This window comes from Acinetobacter sp. PC34 (assembly GCF_051789135.1).
Lineage (GTDB): Bacteria > Pseudomonadota > Gammaproteobacteria > Pseudomonadales > Moraxellaceae > Acinetobacter > Acinetobacter johnsonii.
In genome coordinates this window covers 855,996-873,987 of record NZ_CP196664.1, presented here as the reverse complement: position 1 = coordinate 873,987, position 17,992 = coordinate 855,996, and the positions used below count along the sequence as shown (strand labels likewise).

Below are 17,992 nucleotides of genomic sequence, written 5' to 3'. Positions count from 1 at the left end.
GCTACTTTAAAACTCTAAATTAAATAGCGTTTGAACTTAAAACGACACTGAATTATAAGACGTGAACTATCAAAATACAAACAATGCCCTTGGCCTTTTTGCATAAAAATTCTTTAAATAAGAATCATTAACACATAGATAAATGCCTTGCGCTACAATACTTTAGCTTCAAATCTCAGCTATATGGTTGGTTTTTATAAAATAAACACCAAATTCAAGCGCTAAAATTTATACAAAAACGGTAAAATTCGACTTTAGACTAAAGATGCACAAAAAAGTCTTGTTTTTAAAACTAGCTAATTTCACTGCTTTATTTTAATCATTTTTTATTTATATATAAAATGTTCATTATTTTATTTTAATATAGTGACATAAATATGCATGATGTTGGTGCAACAGATTAATCCCCTACAAGATTGAAATATCTCGTAATAAATTTTAATTAAAACAATTTTTTCACATCCATATAAATAAAAAAAGTGACTTATATATCGTTTTCGAAATACCAAATAAGCTATTTTTTATACAATTAAATCATTTTATTTGAGTCACTTATTGTTTTTAACAATGACTACGAAAGCAGCATTTTCTTTTTAAAATGATGCGTAAGTTACGAGAATCATAATAAATGTAAATATATGACGACTTGAATTCTGTTTCTTTTCAAGCGCTTTTTTCAATATAAAACTGCTTACAATTGCGCCAGCAACATTTTTTATTTATGCACTTGCTCCTTGAATTAACTTATTATAGTGTGTCAGTGCTGTGATTTTATGCAAATTTTAATGGATTAAATCTTAACTATAACTTCGGAAGTCATCATTTTATCCATAAGTATAATTGACAAAATTTCAGCACTCTCTACTCTTAGAGCAAATTTTTAATCCGTCTGATTCGTGCATTAAAAGATGAGTATTTCGAGTCAGATAAATCATTCACCAGGACAGGAGATCTATTGAATGTCTGAAGCAACTGGCAAAAAAGCCGTTTTACAGCTTGATGGCAAAGAAATTGAATTACCAATTTACAGCGGCACATTGGGCCCAGATGTAATCGACGTTAAGGATGTATTGGCCGCAGGTCACTTCACTTTTGATCCTGGTTTTATGGCTACTGCTGCATGCGAGTCTAAAATCACTTTCATCGACGGTAACAAAGGTGTGCTTTTACACCGTGGCTACCCAATCGACCAGTTAGCAACTAAAGCTGACTACTTAGAAACTTGCTACTTACTTCTCAATGGCGAGCTTCCAACAGCTGAACAAAAAGAAGTATTTGATGCTAAAGTTCGTAACCACACTATGGTTCACGATCAAGTTAGCCGCTTCTTCAATGGTTTCCGTCGCGATGCTCACCCTATGGCGATCATGGTTGGTGTAGTTGGTGCGCTTTCTGCGTTCTATCACAACAACTTAGACATCGAAAATGTTGATCACCGTGAAATTACAGCTATCCGCTTAATTGCTAAAGTACCTACTTTGGCTGCGTGGAGCTACAAGTACACTGTAGGTCAACCATTCGTTTACCCACGTAATGACTTAAGCTACGCTGAAAACTTCTTATACATGATGTTTGCTACTCCAGCAGACCGTGATTACAAAGTAGATCCTATCCTTGCTAAAGCAATGGACCGTATCTTCACGCTTCACGCAGACCACGAACAAAATGCTTCTACGTCTACAGTACGTTTAGCTGGTTCTACTGGCGCGAACCCATATGCATGTATCGCTGCGGGTATCTCTGCACTTTGGGGCCCTGCTCACGGCGGCGCGAATGAAGCTGTTCTTAAGATGCTTGATGAAATCGGCACTGTAGAGAACGTTGCTGACTTCATGGAAAAAGTGAAAACTAAAGAAGTTAAACTCATGGGCTTCGGTCACCGTGTGTACAAAAACTTCGATCCACGTGCGAAAGTAATGAAAGAAACTTGCGACGAAGTTCTTGGTGCGCTTGGCATCAACGATCCACAGCTTGCTCTTGCTATGGAACTTGAACGTATCGCGCTTTCTGATGAATACTTCATCAAACGTAACTTATACCCGAACGTAGACTTCTACTCAGGTATCATCCTTAAAGCGATTGGTATCCCGACAGAAATGTTTACAGTGATCTTCGCGCTTGCACGTACTGTTGGTTGGATCAGCCACTGGTTAGAAATGCACAGCGGTCCGTACAAGATCGGTCGTCCTCGTCAGCTTTACACTGGCGAAGTTCAACGCGACATCAACCGTTAATTCGGTCTGCGTTGATAGACAAAAAAAACCACCCGCATGGGTGGTTTTTTATATGTTGAACTTTAAATCTACCATTTATGAATGACACACTTAAAGTATTAAAAGGCCTGAACAGACTCAGGCTTTTTTAATACTTAATGTGACTACTTTAAGCTTCAACAACATCGTAGTGTTTTAGCTCAAGCGTAGATAAACGTTGCTTTAACTCGGCCAAGGACCACGGCCAAGCCGCGAAGTTACGCCCATTTTGATCTAAATAATAGCTTGAGCAGCCGCCTCGGTTAAATACGGTGGTTTTTAAATGAGTTTGTACCTTGGCATTGTGATAACGTAGAACATCTCGTTTCACCATCATACGTTTAAAGCCTTGCTGCTTCATTTTTAGTAGACCATCTACAATGTACTGAATCTGCGCTTCAGCAATGCCAATAAACGAGTCATAGACCAAGATATTTGGCCCCAGTACCAAAAATGCATTCGGCACATTTTCCAAACTTGTACCCAAGTACGCTTCTGGAGAACCGCTCTTCCAAAGGTCGGCCAGTCGCTCACCTTGGGCATTCCATACGCGTTGGCCAATTGGAGGATGTGCCACTTCAAAACTAGTTCCCCAGATAATGACATCAACCTCAAATCGTTCCCCATTTGCCGCAATGACACTCTGCCCATCAATCTCGACCAAACCTTGGGGTAACAGCGTGACATTGTCTTGTTGCAGTGCTGGATAATAATTGTTGGCAAATAAAAGTCGCTTACAGCCGATCGAAAAGTTAGGCGTTACGGCTTTACGTAAGGAGTCATCCTGTATTTGTAATTTTAATAATTGACGGCTTAAAATATTGACTGGTTCAAGCAGTGACGGGTGACGCAGCCCAAAGTTGATCCCATTTAAAATACTGGAAACACTGTTCCTCCAGCCTTGCTGAATCATCGGAAATTTGGCCACCAGCGACTTTACTGTAGCATTGAGCTGCATATCCGCTTTGGGCAAAACCCACGGCGCAGTCCGCTGAAATACGATCAACTCTTTCGCCAATGGCTGAATTTGTGGAATAAACTGAATGGCAGACGCACCTGTTCCAATCACTGCAACCCGCTTTCCCGTTAAGTCATAATCATGTTTCCAACGGGCTGAATGGAACATTTCTCCTTTAAATCCTTCTATCCCTTTAATCTTAGGTACAGATGGTTCTGTAATCGGCCCTGTGCCAAAGATCACGGTTCGTGCTTGATATGCCCCTTGAGAAGTTTCAAGTTGCCAAATATTCGCCTCTTCATTCCACTTTGCACTGAGCAACTCATGCTGAAAGCGGATTTTGTCTTGTAATTCAAACTGCTCAACCACCTGTTCCAAGTAACTTAAAATTTCAGGTTGTTTCGCAAATAAATGGCTCCATTGATGACTAGGTGCAAAGGAAAATGAATACAATGCCGAAGGTACATCACAGCCACAGCCGGGGTAATTATTATCACGCCACGTACCACCAACTCTCTCTGCCTTTTCTAAAACCAGATAGTCCTGATAGCCGACTTGTTTCATTTTATAAGCCGCAGCAATGCCCGAAATCCCAGCACCTACAACAATGGTATCGTAAGTATGTGCGGCTTTAGGACGAAGCACAGCCTTTTTACGGGTTTGCTTAGGTTGAGCTTCCGTACTTTTTGGCGTCGTAGTTTGATCTCGCATTTGATCAGACGGTGCTTGCACATCTGCTTGCTCTGTCTCTAATTGCGTTTCCATATTCATTTTTCTCTATTCTTATTTTGTGATTTGATTAAACAGTGGATAACCCAAACCTAAAAGCTTGACGTATAAGCTTGGTGATGCCCGCTTCATCCACCAAAACAATTTGGCATCGGGTTGCGGAATGGTATAAAGCTTGCCTGCATCTAAGCGATTTAATGTTTTTTTTACAACAGCATCACTGGTGGTAAACGCATGGTTCATTAGCAGTTTGTCAGCCAGTCCAGAATAGCGACTTGGCAAGCGACCATTCTTCATAATATTAGTGGGCACCAAGGTCGGACACAGCACATTGACTGCAATGTTATAAGCATGAAGCTCTGAAGCCAAGGTTTCTGATAGAGCCAAAACACTAGACTTGGTCACGTTGTACGCTGTCATCTCAGGGGCTGCGGTATAGCCCGCAGCCGATGCCACATTGATAATGGCACCAAAGCCTTGCTGTTTAAATTTGGGTACAAAGTAGTGGCAACCATGAATCACCCCCCACAGGTTGACATGCATACACCACCGCCAATCCTCCAGCGACACCTCATCAAACTTACTACCTAGCCCCACTCCCGCATTATTGATGAGCAAAGTAACAGGATGTCCCAAAAGCTGTTCCGCTTGCTCGGCCAAAGCGTGTACAGATTCTTTTAATCCAACATCACAATGCACGGCGTAGGCTGACGTAGATGTCATCGACTGAATCAAATCTACAGTCTCCTGTGCCGAGCTTAAATCAATATCTGCACAGATGACATCACCACCGCGCTTTGCCAGTTCCAGTGCAAAGCTACGACCAATTCCGCTACCTGCGCCCGTTACAACTGCGTAGGCCTTTTGACTTGGTTTATTTTTTTTACTCAACAGTCCCATGTCATAACCTCCTTCTTATGATTTAAGTATTGGAGTAAATTCTTTGGTGAAATAGGGGGTTAACACTCCTGTTTCAGGATGTAGTAAACGCTCTTTGTAATAATCTAAAAATGCAGAAGTGTCATAATCATTCGGGTGAAAACTCGGGCGTAAATAATCAAAAATATGCTTCCAACTACTGCCATAAACACCTCGTTTCAGCCCAAACAAGAGGCTGAAACTGCGCGGTACATCCTTCCAATAACTGAGACTCACCAAATTAGACGGTTTGCGATAAAACGGGACAAAAACTGACGCCACTGAAATCAATAGCAAAATGGTGATAAGGGCTGGAAAAAAGCCTGTAATACGTAAGGCATAGTTATTGGAAAGTGATTGAAACACATCATATGCAATGTCTTTGTGCTCAGATTCCTCTAGCATGTGCCACATCCAAATCGCCCGTTGCTTTTCGTCTTGAGAATCGAAAAAAATCTCTTCATGGTTCATCATGTATTCAGACAGCACTGCGGTAAAATGTTCAATGCCTGCCATCAAAGACAATTTCATCGGCTGCGGTAAGCGGTTAAAACCGTAGTCAAAAACGATTTCAGCTAAATAACGAAAAATACCAACGGGTAAATCAACCTGTTTAAAAGTATCGTTCAATTCTTCATGTAGCTTTGAATGCAGTGCCTCCTGTCCAATCAAAGACGTCACGCGTTGTTTTAATACAGGGTCTCTAAGGAAATCGCGGTGATAACGGGCGGTATCAATCACCAAGTCTTCACCATAGGTCAGAAAGATCGAGAGTGATGCAAAGTAAGCACTGGCCAACTCCGCATTTAGGTAGAATTTGGGATCAATTTTCTCAGCTTCAAAGTCAAATTTCATATGCCGAATCGGAATAATCGCAGACTGTTTTTCAGCATCGAATACGGGTCCCTTAAAAATTTGGCTGGCTTTGCCTTTCAATGGAAGAGCGATACGCATAGGACATTCCTTCTTATTTTTAGCTCGTTTTTCAGGCTCAATCTCACGATTTTCACCATCTCTTTGCATTCAAAATAAGAGGCCGTTTCCCCTATGCCACTGGCATTTTTCTTCAAATGATTTGCAATTTATGACTTTAAAATCTGTTGTCTAACAATCACTCCACAGATTTATCTATCGGGGTCAGAACGAGGCTTTGTGTGCCACAAAGGGAATACACTGCTCATAGGCTGAGCAATCTTCGCCATAGTGTTTTTTGAGAAAGTAGTCTTGCACCATTTGCGCCTGCTGTTCAATGCCATAGCTTAAAAACTGTTTTCCTTGTTTTAATGCATAACGATATTGACGGTTAAAAAGTGCCTTACGGACTACAGCGAGTCCCTGCTGAATTTGCCAAACATGTGTTAGCTCATGAATCAACCAAGCTTGTTGATGAATCGGTTGGTCGGCAAAATTTTCGCACCAGTCTTTGATATTAAAATAGACATGTCCATTGGGGCTAATCGCATAATGAGGCAGCACTGCCCGATGCGCGATAATTCGAACTGAATCCGTGTTCAGACTGTTCCCAAAAATGCTGCTGGCGAGCTTTTTCTCCGCTTCAGTCAAGGGCCGATTTTTAAGTTCAAACTTTTGCTGTATTTTTTGTAAAAGCGCTTGAAACCACACAATCACACTCCATAAAGACATTAGAATAATTTGTTCTTTTTAAGGACATTTACGGATTTTTTTTAGAATATCCCTTAAAAAAAATCGCATTTCGTATATAGTATTCGCACTTATTATTGATTAATACTTCTATTTGTTTATCGTCACTTACACCACGTAGAACTTATAGCTATAACAAACTCAATCGTCGTGTATATCCCTATAGGTATAGGATTTAGTTGGAAATGAAAAGTTTTAAAATTGCACTTGCACAGTTCTCTCCGCACATTGGCAACCTTGAAGCAAATGCCCAAAAAATGTTGGAGCAGGCCAATGAAGCAAAAAAACAAAATGCTGATTTAATTATTTTTCCAGAACTTTCGAGCATTGGTTACCCAGCAGAAGATTTACTTCTACGTCCTAGCCTAACCAAACGCACGCAACAAGTTTTTGAACAACTTAAAACAGTAAAAGACATTGTGATGGTCTTTGGTTTTGTCAATCAAACTGAAGACGGTCAACGCTACAACGCCGCTGCGGTCATGAAAGATGGGCAAGTTTTGGGTGTGTATAACAAACAAAACTTGCCAAACTATAGCGTGTTTGATGAAAAGCGCTACTTCACCGAAGGGCATCAACACCTTGTTTTTGAATATCTGGGGCATAAGTTTGGTGTGTTGATTTGTGAAGATGTTTGGTCACTTTCAACGGTACAACAACTAGCACAGCTCAATGTAGAAACAGCTTTAGTCTTAAATGCTTCACCATATGAAGTCGGTAAGCCACAGCACCGCGTTGAAACCATGTCTGCACTGGCAAAACAAATGAACCTCAACTTGGTTTATGCCAACCAAGTCGGCGGTCAAGACGACCTGATCTTTGATGGTACAAGCTTCGTGATTGCCAAAAATGGTTCAGTTGTACTTCAAGCTGAAAGCTTTAAAGAATCCCTGTATTTCGCTGAATACGAAGCAGAACAACAAGCCTTTAAGGCCAATGCGCTGCCGCCTGCTTTAGACACTATGGCAGAGATTTATCAAAGCTTAGTGATGGCGACTCGCGACTATGTACAGCGCTCAGGTTTCCCTGGGGTGATTTTGGGTTTATCAGGCGGGATCGACTCTGCTTTAACCCTTGCCATTGCAGCCGACGCGATTGGCGCCGACAAAGTCCAAGCCGTAATGATGCCATATACCTATACCGCCCAAATCAGTGTAGAAGATGCTGCTGAACAAGCGAAGAGTATGGGGGTGACTTTTGGGATTGCTGAAATCAACCCGATTGTGAACAGCTTTATGCAAACGCTTTATCCGTTCTTTGGCAACAGCCCTGCGGATGCAACTGAAGAAAACTTACAAGCGCGTGCCCGCGGTACACTGCTGATGGGTTTATCAAACAAATTTGGTAATTTAGTCCTGTCTACAGGCAACAAATCAGAATTGGCTGTGGGCTACTGCACGCTCTATGGTGACATGGTGGGTGGTTTTTCCGTACTAAAAGATGTGTATAAAACCATTGTGTTTGAACTTGCGAAATACCGAAACAGCATTTCAGACAAGCCTGTGATTCCTGAGCGTGTGATTACTCGCCCACCTTCAGCAGAGTTACGTCCAGATCAAAAGGACCAAGACTCTTTACCACCATATGATGTACTGGATGCCATTTTGTATGCTTATATTGAAGAAGATATGAGCCAAGATGACATCATTGCCAAAGGCTTTGATGCTGAAGTGGTTGCAAAAGTGATTCGTTTGGTCGATTTCAATGAATACAAACGTCGCCAAGGTGCAATTGGTCCGCGTATCAGCTCACGCGCATTTAGCCGTGAACGTCGTTACCCAATCATGAATGGCTGGAAAGCTGGCATATAAGCTGCTGTTCCAATAAAAAAGCCCAAACAGATGTTTGGGCTTTTTTATATCGACATATTCAAATCTATTTTTTACGCACAAAAAAAGAGACCAAGCTGAGAGCTTGGTCTTTAAAAATGGTGGCTATGACGAGACTTGAACTTGTGACCCCCGCATTATGAGTGCGGTGCTCTAACCAACTGAGCTACATAGCCGTAAACTGTGGGGGCATTATCTATACATATTAAACACCCGTCAAGCCCTACCCCATCCCAATGATCAGCATTTAAACAACTGATAATTAAATGTTTAAAATTAATACATATTTAGTAAAAAACATCGGGCACAATAGCTAAATATATAAAGGAAACTATCCTTAAGCAGATCAAATCCTTGCTTATTACTACACTCTTAACAGCACTAAGTGCATGCCAGCTCGTGAGTCCAGCCTTGGTCAATTATAATCACGCTTACATGAATGTTGCCAAATGAATCATCAATCAACACTTATAGAACATGTAACAAAAAACGATGCATGGCATAGCTCAGCAAAGCCCAACAACGCTTATATCATGTTCAAAAAGATCACCATATAAGCAACTTGAAATTGCAATGCTAAATGCTAAATGCTAAATGCTAAATGCTAAATGCTAAATGCTAAATGCTAAATGCTAAATGCTAAATGCTAAATGCTAAATGCTAAATGCTAAATGCTAAATGCTAAATGCTAAATGCTAAATGCTATGCGCAACTAAACTGAACAAAGAATAAAATTACAGGCTAAAAAAATAAATTTTTGCAGAATAATGTACTGCCTATATGCAGATCCAAAATAGCTTCCAAGGATTAAAATCACAGAAGTATCAACTCAATATAAATAAAAAGAATCTCTTCGAATTATTGATTTCATCTCTACAATTCTGTAAAACAGCTCACTATTTAATAAAGTGCTTAAAACTTTAATCACTGATTACTTTTAACATCAAAACCAATAATTTTATAACAGCATGAGTCATTATTTTGGATAATACAATTGAAAATGATGTATCACCTGATACACAACCTTATATTGCAGGCTTTTGGCGTAGGAGCTTCGCATTTATCATTGATGCTTTGCTCATCGGTGCTTTCTGTAACATTATCTCTAGCCTATTAGGTAAATTTCCTTATGAATACCCTATACTCATAACATTAATTGGTTATCTTTTCGTTATTCTATACTTTACTTATTGCAACAGCGTTAACAATAATGGACAAACAATCGGCAAAATTCTTCAATCCATTAAAGTCGTCAAACTAGATCAGCAGTATCTCAGCCTATCCGCCTCATTTCTACGCTCGGCAATTTTATATGCCCCTTTCTGCTTAATGTCTTTTACGCTACTTTTTCACCCAGTATTGAATAGCATCTTTACGATACTTTTAGGTAGCTTACTGATTTCTATAATTTATTTATATATTTTTAATCGGAAAAATCGCCGCTCTATTCACGACTATCTAGCACACACAATTGTCATAAAAAATGGGGTTGAACCTAAGACTATTTCTACAACATGGAATGTACATTTTTACATCGTAACTATTTTAGTTTTCATTTTTTCAGGGTTACAAGTTTGGAACAGTATTACAAGTGACCAAGACTATATTCCTATTTCTTTACAAAATCTAAAATTTAAGGAATTAAGCCAATTTGATTATGGTTATCTCATCCTTCCTAAAAATGAGGAAGGTATAAATCCAACTCAACATTATTATTTAGCCACGATTACCGATCCTAATTTACTCAATAATCCAAGTTATGCTGAAGAATTTGCACAATATATTTTCAAATTAGAACCACGTCATCGTGCAAAATATCTAGAAAATTATGTTCAACTCACCGCTCGCTATCAATTTGGGTTAATTTCAAAAAAACGTTCTTCCACCTATTTAATTGAAACAGATGATCAGCAGAAAATTACTGCTCAGGAAGTTTCTTCACAACAACAAACGCAAATTGGAGGTGGGTATTAAGCCCAAAATAAGGACAAAAAAAGACCACGTTTTGGAACGTGGTCTATAAAAATGGTGGCTATGACGAGACTTGAACTTGTGACCCCCGCATTATGAGTGCGGTGCTCTAACCAACTGAGCTACATAGCCGTAAACTGTGCGCGCATTATGTGGTTTTCTCACCAGTACGTCAAGTACCTTGCGCGCTTAATTGATCAAAATTTGTTGAAGTGAGCCGATAAGCCGGGTTCTGTCGAGAACGATCATTCCTCTAGGCGTACAATCACTCATACGCTCAAGCGACCTACCCGGATCCAGCATGGGCCATGCCTAAAGGATCCCTATTTGGTCTTGCTTCCGGTGGGGTTTACCATGCCATGAACTGTTACCAGCCATGCGGTGCGCTCTTACCGCACCCTTTCACCCTTACCTCCGATTTCGATTGCTCGAAACCATAATGAAGGCGGTCTACTCTCTGCTGCACTTTCCGTCGGCTCACGCCGCCCAGGCGTTACCTGGCACCTTGCCCTATGAAGCCCGGACTTTCCTCCCCTGCTTCAATCACGGAGATCTCCACAGCAGCGATCGTCTGGCTCACTTCGAGGCGCATAGTATCAAATTTTAGACTTAATTGCTTGCGCTTTTTTGAGCAATTAGTTTTTTATATTTATCCATGAGCTCATCCTCAGTTTCCGCATGATTAGGATCTAGCGGAATACAATCCACTGGACAGAACAATTGGCACTGGGGTTTATCATAATGTCCGATACACTCTGTGCATAAGTCTGGATTGATTTCATAAATCAATTCCCCCATGAAAATGGCTTCATTGGGGCACACAGGTTCACAAACATCACAATTGATGCATTCATCGGTTATATATAAAGACACATTACCAACCTTGTTGATGTTTACGTTCAAAAGCAGCAACCACCGCTTGTGGTACAAACTTCGTCACATCACCTTTTAAACGTGCTATTTCACGAATCAATGTCGATGAAATAAATGAATACTGTTCTGACGGCGTTAAAAATACCGCCTCAAAGTGTGAATCAAGTTGACGGTTCATATTGGCTAACTGGAACTCGTATTCAAAGTCAGACACTGCACGCAATCCTCGCAGTACAGCCGTTGCTTTTTGTTCACGGAAGAAGTTCACCAACAAACCATCAAAACCTACAAACTCAACATTATCAAGATGGCTTAATGATGCTTTGGCCAAGCTCACACGCTCTTCTAAACTAAAGAGAGGGTTTTTATGATGACCAATGGCAATGGCTACCACCACTTCATCAAACATACGTGATGCACGTGTAACCAAATCAATATGACCATTGGTAATTGGATCAAAAGTCCCCGGGTAAATGACGCGAGTTTTAGACATCCATTTTTACTCTGTTGATTTTGTAGAGCCATATTTTAGCAAAAACTTGTTTTATAGGTGAAGAAACTCTATAAATTTGAAAAAACTTCACCTTAACCATGCTTTAAGGCACAATAGGTACATTGTTGGAAGTAATTGATTATGGCGAAAGCAACTGTAGTTAAAAAAAATACCAGCGGGACGATTGCACAGAATAAACGTGCACGTCACGACTATTTTATTGAAGAAAAATTTGAAGCTGGCCTGTCACTGCAAGGCTGGGAAGTGAAATCATTACGTGCAGGTCGTATGACGCTGTCTGAGAGTTATATCACCTTTAAAAATGGTGAAGCTTTCCTGTTCGGTGCTCAAATTCAGCCTTTACTCAGTGCATCTACGCACATTGTTCCTGAAGCGACCCGTACCCGTAAGTTACTGTTGAACCGTCGTGAACTGGATAAGCTACTCGGCGCAGTGAATCAAAAAGGTTATTCGTGTGTTCCACTTGTTGCTTATTGGAAAGGACCACGTGCGAAATTAGAAATCGCTTTAGTGAAAGGCAAACAGCTGCATGACAAACGTGCCACGGAAAAAGACCGTGACTGGCAACGTGATAAAGCCCGTATTATGCATAAATAATAAAAAACCTCCCATGTGGAGGTTTTTTATTATCAGAACTGTTAATAGTCAGCTTTTAGCTCAACCAAATATTTTCCAAACTTTCGAGCAGTTTCCAAGTCACCTTCAGGTGGGGTTATTTCAATACTAGCGTTGTCTGACTGAGTCATCAAACCTAAAAAGCTCGACATCCGATTAATATCGTGTTGGCTACGTCCCGTCGGCATAAACGGTAAACCAGCCCACAACATACCATGCTGCATAGCAAATAAATTAATCTGCTGTAATACCGCCAGTTTATCGCCACTTAAGCCCCCACCATTGGTAAAGCCTGCAGCCAGTTTTCCTTGCCAAGCCCGTGCTAACCAGCGCTTAGAGGAATCTTCCATAAACTGCTTAAGCGCTGCTGTAAGACTGCCCATATACGTTGGGCAACCCATCACAATAATATCGGCCTGATCTAACAAGTCCCACTGCACTGCAGCAACAGAAATTAAATGCACATCAGCACCCGCCTGCTCTGCACCTTGTGCAATATACTGAGCGACTTTCGCCGTATGACCATAGGCGCTATGATAAACCACACACACATGAACAGGTGTAGCAGAAACAAGATCAGGTACAGACATGGAAATTTTTAAGACCAAAGAATTGAGTTAAGTTTAACACTTCCACTCGCTGAGTGGGGAGTAAGTGCAAGGATTAAAACAGCCAAGCACTTCATCAAAAGCCTAACTATTGCATAAACACGAATGTCCCCATACGCCCAGTTTTGGCATGACGTCGATAAGAGAAGTACTCATCCGACTGGCTAAATGAACACTGATCACCACCAGAGACTACCTCAACACCGTGCTGTTTTAGAATGAATTTTGCGATCGCATATAAGTCAGCATAATATTTTCCAGCTTGCGCACCAGTTTGAAATGCAGACTCAAGCTCAGCATACTTTGAACAAAAAGCTTCTTTTACTTCCGCCCCAATTTCAAAACAAGGTTGACTAATGGCCGCACCCAACCAAGCCCATGTCGGCTGAGTGTTCATGCTGGCAATGGTATTTTCAATAATGCCATGCGCCAACCCACGCCAACCTGCATGCAAATTGGCTACTTCAGTTCCATCTGCATTGCCTACAACCACTGGCAAACAATCGGCTGTCATCATCATCAGGGCATGCTTCGGGCGCTGCGTCACCAAACCATCCCCTTCTTGAGCATCAAAGTCAATTTGCTCATTCACTACACGGCAAATGGTGCTGTGGGTTTGCGTCATCCATGTGATTTTATCGACCCCATAGCCCGCAAACTCTTCGAGCAAGATCATGCGATGCTGTTGCACACGTGCGGCATCATCCTGTACGTGCAAAGCCAAATTAAAGCCTTGCAGTTCAGTTTGAGTGGTTTCTAAAGCACGATCATGATGCACACGGGTTTGCCCCACAAAAACACCTGCCGGAAGTCCTTGAACAAATTGCATATACTGTCCTTATGATGATTCAGCTATAACTTAGTAGGCTTTGTTTTCCGTACGGAGTACATCGACCAAGGTCGCCAAGTCTGCTGGCCACGGCGCTTTAAACAACATTTCATCACCTGTACGAGGGTGTTTCAAACCGAGCTCTGCTGCATGCAAGGCTTGGCGTCTGAAACCACGTAAAGTCTCATCTAAAAGTTCTGTTGCACCTACGGGCACGCGCACACGCGGCATATACACAGGATCGCCAACTAAACCAAAACCAATATAACTAAAATGCACACGAATCTGATGCGTACGTCCAGTTTCAAGACGAGCTTGGATGCGGGTGAAATGTTGGAAGCGTTCTTTCACGTTGTAGTGTGTTACAGCATCTTTACCGCCCGGCAATACCGCCATTTTGACACGATCTACAGGGTGACGTTTAATCGGTTCATCCACCGTGCCACCCGCAATCACATTGCCATACACAATCAGGTCATAAACACGGTAAACCGTTTTTTTCGCCAATTGCTTACTCAGTGAAAATTGCGCTTCTAAATTTTTCGCAACGACCAACAAGCCTGACGTATCTTTATCAATACGATGTACCAAACCCGCACGGGTCAGTTCTGCCGATTTTGGATAGTGATGCAATAATGCATTTACCAACGTACCCGATGAATTGCCCGCACCTGGGTGAACCACCATCCCAACAGGTTTATTAACGACAATAATGTCCTCATCTTCATAGACAATATCCAGCGGAATGTCTTCAGGCAGACTACGAGTTTGGGCTTCTAACTCAACTTCAAGGGTTAACAGTTCAAATCCTTCACATTTATATTTGGGTTTGACACTGTTACCATTTACCAACAAATGGCCTTCTTTTAGCCACTGTTTGAGTTTTTCACGCGAAAAGTCGCTCCAAATCGTTGCTGCAACTTGGTCTATACGTTGTCCGAGATAAGTTTCATCCAATTGAAATTGCAACGATAAACGTGTTGCAGTAGAGCTTGAAGTATGGTTATCTGCATCCTCAGAATCTTCAAGTAAATTGAAATCGGTTTCAGGGAAATTTGGATCGGAAGATTGTGCTTGAGCCATTTGATCATTCAAATAAAAGTGATTTAATAGCGCAATTGTAGCTCATTGCCCGTATTAACAGAGGAATTTTTATGTCGCTACCACATTATAAAATGACAATGCTTGCTCTAACGATTGGCATTGCATCTGCAATGGTAGGCTGTAGCAGCAATCCCAAGAAAGAAGTGGTAGATACCGGTCCACAATCGAGTGAACAGGTTTATATTCAAAAAGCAGAAAAAGCACTGCAAAGTGGTCAATATACCGACGCTGCAAAACACTTAGAAGCATTAGATACCTATTACCCTACAGGTGAATATGCGCAACAAGCTCAACTAGAGCTGCTCTATGTGAAGTTTCAGCAGAAAGATTATGAAGGTGCGATTGCACTGGCTGATCGTTTCATTCGTTTGAACCCTCAGCATCCAAACGTGGACTATGCCTACTATGTCCGTGGCGTAGCCAATATGGAACAAAACTATGATGGTTTGATTCGTTATACTTCTTTAAAGCAAGCACATCGCGATGTGAGCTATCTTAAAGTGGCATATCAAAACTTCGTAGACTTTATTCGTCGTTACCCTTCAAGCACTTATGCGGTTGATGCCGCACAGCGCATGAAGTTTATCAGCAATGAGTTGGCTGAAAGCGAAATGAATGCGGCACGTTTTAATATCAAACGTAAAGCATGGGTCGCAGCACTAGAGCGTGCGCAATGGGTGATTGAACATTATCCACAAAGCCCTCAAGTGCCTGAAGCTTTAGCAACTGTTGCTTATTCGTATGACCAATTGGGCGACAAGCAAACTGCGCAACAATATACCGATGTCTTGAAACTAAATTATCCAAATTTAGTGAAATCGAATGGTGAAGTGAACTTACGCGCTGCACGTAAAGAAGCAAGTTGGGTCAACCGCGCGACTTTAGGTGTGTTTGGTCGCGAAGAACAAAACAGTTCTGAAGAAACAATCGAACAGCCGAAACAAACAACAGAGCGCAGCTTTACCAACCGTATCAGTTTCGGTCTACTCGATCGTCCTGAAACACAGCAAAACATCAATACTGAAACCGAATAATTCCTCTGAAATATTCGCTATTTTAGAAAGGGCAAGTTATCATACTTGCCCTTTTGTTTTGTGCGATTTCCGCTTGATCAAAACGCTTAAAAGGTATACAAAACAATCTAGATTCGATGGTTTTTTGCATTTTAAAACCTCCATCTCTGCTTCTTTTCACGGTTCAAAACATCAGCGACTGACGATTCGACATGGCTATTCCTCAACACACCATTGACCAAATTTTAGATCGGACCGACATTGTCGACCTGATTGGTCAACGTGTGAAACTTAAAAAGTCAGGTCGCACCTATTCAGGCTGTTGTCCGTTCCATCAAGAAAAATCACCATCTTTTCACGTGTATCGTGACAAACAGTATTTCCACTGTTTTGGTTGTCAGGCCAATGGTAATGCCATTCGTTTTTTAATGGACATCGACAGTCGTAGCTTTATTGATGTGATGAAGGATTTGTCGAGTCAAACAGGCATCGAACTTCCAAAAGACAACCGTGACTCGAAAAAACTGGTGTATAAGCGAGAAGCTAAACCTGTCCAAAAACCACAGGTCGATGTCGCAGAAGCCAAGAAAACTGAGCCAGCTCTGGTACAACCTGAGTTTCAAATTGAGCATGATCCTTTTGCTGAATTTCAGTCCATGGACTACCAAGAGGGTTATGCTGATTTTGATACTTTCGAGGGCTTCAACACTGCCCCCGTTCAAGAAGGCAACTTATACGACCTGTTAGAAAATATTGCGCAATACTATGAGCAGCAACTACCGCATAGTCGCTCTGCTCAGCAGTACTTTAAGCAACGTGGACTCAGCCGAGATACCATTGCATATTGGCGTTTAGGTTATGCACCTGAGGACTGGCAACACTTAGAAAAAGCCTTCCCGCAAGATATCGAAGGCTTAAAGCTACTCGGATTGATTCGTACCAGCGACAACGGTCGTGACTTTGACTTGTTACGGGATCGCGTCATATTTCCGATTCGTGATGCCAAAGGTCGTGTGGTGGGATTCGGTGGTCGTGCTCTAAATGACGAAATTAAGCCCAAATACATCAACTCGCCAGACTCTGAGGTATTTCATAAAAACCAATTGCTTTATGGTTTATATGAAGGTCGTAAACAAAAAGCCCAAGACTGCCTAATGGTCGAAGGCTATATGGATGTGATTGCACTACAGCAGTATGGCATTGCAGGTGCTGTGGCGACCTTGGGAACTGCCAGTAACACCGAACACTTAAATATTCTGTTTAAACAAAACAACCGGATTACCATTGCCTTCGATGGTGACGTGGCTGGACAAAAAGCAGCACGCCGTACTTTAGAAATTGCATTACCGTTACTCAATGATGGTCGTGAGCTGAAGTTCTTTGTGCTGCCAAATGATCATGACCCTGACTCAATGATTCGTCGCGAAGGTATTGAAAACTTTAATAAACTGCTCCAACAGGCCCCACTACTGTCAGATTTTGTTTTTGCACATCTGACGCAGAACCATGACATTAGTAGCCCTGAAGGTAAAAGTCAGGTCATGAGTGAGTTGCGCCAACTGACGGACTTATTGCCGAAAACGGGCTCTTTCCGTTATTTGCTAAATCAATCCTTCAAAGAAAAGCTTGGTTTTGGTCGTCGCTGGACACCTCAAGTCAGCAACGATGCCTCGTTGTCTTTTAATATTCGCACCAAAGATGAAGACTTCGCCCTCGCCGTTCTGATCCATCATCCGTTTTTGTATATTCACTTTGAAACTCTACGCGCCTATTTACCTGAAGATGAACTTTTAGCGCATGTGCTACAAGTCTTAGATGGCATCTTTGATGATTTACCCGACGACCAAGAACTGGCAACCTATTATGTTTTGGGTGCATGTAGCCGTTATGCCAACGCGATTGCCGATATTATGCAGCGTACCAATATTGAAGAACTAACTAAAACACCAGAACTGGCGGATAAACTGGCCAGTGAATATGCTCTTTCGCTTGAAGAAAAATATTTAAAACTTAAACTTAAAGCCCCAAATTCATTAATTGAGACACGAAATTTAAAACATAAACTCTTTGAACTGACCAAAAAAATAGGCTTAAGACTGATTACTTAAACCTATTGC

At 41.4% G+C, this 17,992-nt stretch carries 15 protein-coding genes, 2 tRNA genes and 1 other RNA gene; 6 read left to right on the top strand and 12 right to left on the bottom strand.

Going from position 1 to position 17,992, the window contains the following annotated elements:
* The first annotated feature begins 959 nt into the window (after positions 1 to 959).
* Positions 960 to 2,234 carry a citrate synthase gene (gene gltA, locus ACSC9N_RS04285; protein ID WP_004695551.1) on the top strand — a complete coding sequence of 425 codons (1,275 nt, stop codon included), beginning with the start codon at positions 960 to 962 and terminating at the stop codon, positions 2,232 to 2,234.
* A 148-nt stretch (positions 2,235 to 2,382) separates the two neighbouring features.
* On the opposite strand, the gene ACSC9N_RS04280 is transcribed toward gltA, so the two are convergent.
* The 4 genes from ACSC9N_RS04280 to ACSC9N_RS04265 all read right to left on the bottom strand — a co-directional run bounded on the left by ACSC9N_RS04280 (position 2,383) and on the right by ACSC9N_RS04265 (position 6,501).
* Positions 2,383 to 3,975 (bottom strand): flavin-containing monooxygenase, encoded by a 1,593-nt coding sequence (locus ACSC9N_RS04280; protein WP_439036116.1) that lies wholly within the window; start codon positions 3,973 to 3,975, stop codon positions 2,383 to 2,385.
* Between the two features lie 18 nt (positions 3,976 to 3,993).
* Complete coding sequence (locus tag ACSC9N_RS04275) at positions 3,994 to 4,839, bottom strand: SDR family NAD(P)-dependent oxidoreductase (RefSeq protein ID WP_010327294.1); 846 nt, start codon at positions 4,837 to 4,839, stop codon at positions 3,994 to 3,996.
* 15 nt (positions 4,840 to 4,854) lie between these two features.
* Positions 4,855 to 5,811 carry a metal-dependent hydrolase gene (locus ACSC9N_RS04270; protein WP_058952503.1) on the bottom strand — a complete coding sequence of 319 codons (957 nt, stop codon included), beginning with the start codon at positions 5,809 to 5,811 and terminating at the stop codon, positions 4,855 to 4,857.
* Positions 5,812 to 5,994: 183 nt separating this feature from the next.
* Complete coding sequence (locus tag ACSC9N_RS04265) at positions 5,995 to 6,501, bottom strand: hypothetical protein (RefSeq protein ID WP_010327296.1); 507 nt, start codon at positions 6,499 to 6,501, stop codon at positions 5,995 to 5,997.
* 203 nt (positions 6,502 to 6,704) lie between these two features.
* Between ACSC9N_RS04265 and ACSC9N_RS04260 the strand changes: the two genes are divergently transcribed.
* Complete coding sequence (locus ACSC9N_RS04260; RefSeq protein WP_010327297.1) at positions 6,705 to 8,330, top strand: NAD+ synthase; 1,626 nt, start codon at positions 6,705 to 6,707, stop codon at positions 8,328 to 8,330.
* Positions 8,331 to 8,447: 117 nt separating this feature from the next.
* On the opposite strand, the gene ACSC9N_RS04255 is transcribed toward ACSC9N_RS04260, so the two are convergent.
* Positions 8,448 to 8,524, bottom strand: a tRNA-Met gene (locus ACSC9N_RS04255).
* An 805-nt stretch (positions 8,525 to 9,329) separates the two neighbouring features.
* On the opposite strand from ACSC9N_RS04255, the gene ACSC9N_RS04250 reads away from it, so the two are divergent.
* Entirely contained in the window at positions 9,330 to 10,322 is a 993-nt protein-coding gene (locus ACSC9N_RS04250) for an RDD family protein (protein WP_010327298.1), read from the top strand.
* A 52-nt stretch (positions 10,323 to 10,374) separates the two neighbouring features.
* Here the strand turns inward: ACSC9N_RS04250 and ACSC9N_RS04245 are convergent.
* The 4 genes from ACSC9N_RS04245 to coaD all read right to left on the bottom strand — a co-directional run bounded on the left by ACSC9N_RS04245 (position 10,375) and on the right by coaD (position 11,685).
* Positions 10,375 to 10,451, bottom strand: a tRNA-Met gene (locus tag ACSC9N_RS04245).
* 73 nt (positions 10,452 to 10,524) lie between these two features.
* Positions 10,525 to 10,902: RNase P RNA component class A (rnpB, locus tag ACSC9N_RS04240), an RNA gene on the bottom strand.
* A 26-nt stretch (positions 10,903 to 10,928) separates the two neighbouring features.
* A complete protein-coding gene (locus ACSC9N_RS04235) occupies positions 10,929 to 11,192 on the bottom strand; it encodes a YfhL family 4Fe-4S dicluster ferredoxin (protein WP_004695536.1) in 264 nt (87 codons plus the stop codon).
* Between the two features lies 1 nt (position 11,193).
* Complete coding sequence (gene coaD / locus ACSC9N_RS04230; protein WP_004695534.1) at positions 11,194 to 11,685, bottom strand: pantetheine-phosphate adenylyltransferase; 492 nt, start codon at positions 11,683 to 11,685, stop codon at positions 11,194 to 11,196.
* Between the two features lie 141 nt (positions 11,686 to 11,826).
* On the opposite strand from coaD, the gene smpB reads away from it, so the two are divergent.
* Positions 11,827 to 12,303 carry an SsrA-binding protein SmpB gene (smpB, locus tag ACSC9N_RS04225; RefSeq protein WP_004695532.1) on the top strand — a complete coding sequence of 159 codons (477 nt, stop codon included), beginning with the start codon at positions 11,827 to 11,829 and terminating at the stop codon, positions 12,301 to 12,303.
* A 41-nt stretch (positions 12,304 to 12,344) separates the two neighbouring features.
* Here smpB and ACSC9N_RS04220 read toward each other — a convergent pair whose 3' ends face one another.
* From ACSC9N_RS04220 to rluD, 3 genes are all read right to left on the bottom strand, one after another.
* Positions 12,345 to 12,911: a flavodoxin family protein gene (locus ACSC9N_RS04220; protein ID WP_004695530.1), complete on the bottom strand. Its 567-nt coding sequence runs from the start codon at positions 12,909 to 12,911 to the stop codon at positions 12,345 to 12,347.
* A 106-nt stretch (positions 12,912 to 13,017) separates the two neighbouring features.
* Positions 13,018 to 13,758 (bottom strand): peptidoglycan editing factor PgeF, encoded by a 741-nt coding sequence (gene pgeF, locus ACSC9N_RS04215; protein ID WP_010327300.1) that lies wholly within the window; start codon positions 13,756 to 13,758, stop codon positions 13,018 to 13,020.
* Between the two features lie 30 nt (positions 13,759 to 13,788).
* Entirely contained in the window at positions 13,789 to 14,841 is a 1,053-nt protein-coding gene (gene rluD / locus ACSC9N_RS04210; protein ID WP_439036115.1) for a 23S rRNA pseudouridine(1911/1915/1917) synthase RluD, read from the bottom strand.
* A gap of 71 nt (positions 14,842 to 14,912) precedes the next feature.
* Here rluD and ACSC9N_RS04205 point away from each other — a divergent pair, with 71 nt between their 5' ends.
* Positions 14,913 to 15,896, top strand: a complete 984-nt coding sequence (locus ACSC9N_RS04205; protein WP_010327302.1) for an outer membrane protein assembly factor BamD — start codon at positions 14,913 to 14,915, stop codon at positions 15,894 to 15,896.
* Positions 15,897 to 16,087: 191 nt separating this feature from the next.
* Complete coding sequence (locus ACSC9N_RS04200; protein WP_010327303.1) at positions 16,088 to 17,983, top strand: DNA primase; 1,896 nt, start codon at positions 16,088 to 16,090, stop codon at positions 17,981 to 17,983.
* Positions 17,984 to 17,992 lie beyond the last annotated feature (9 nt).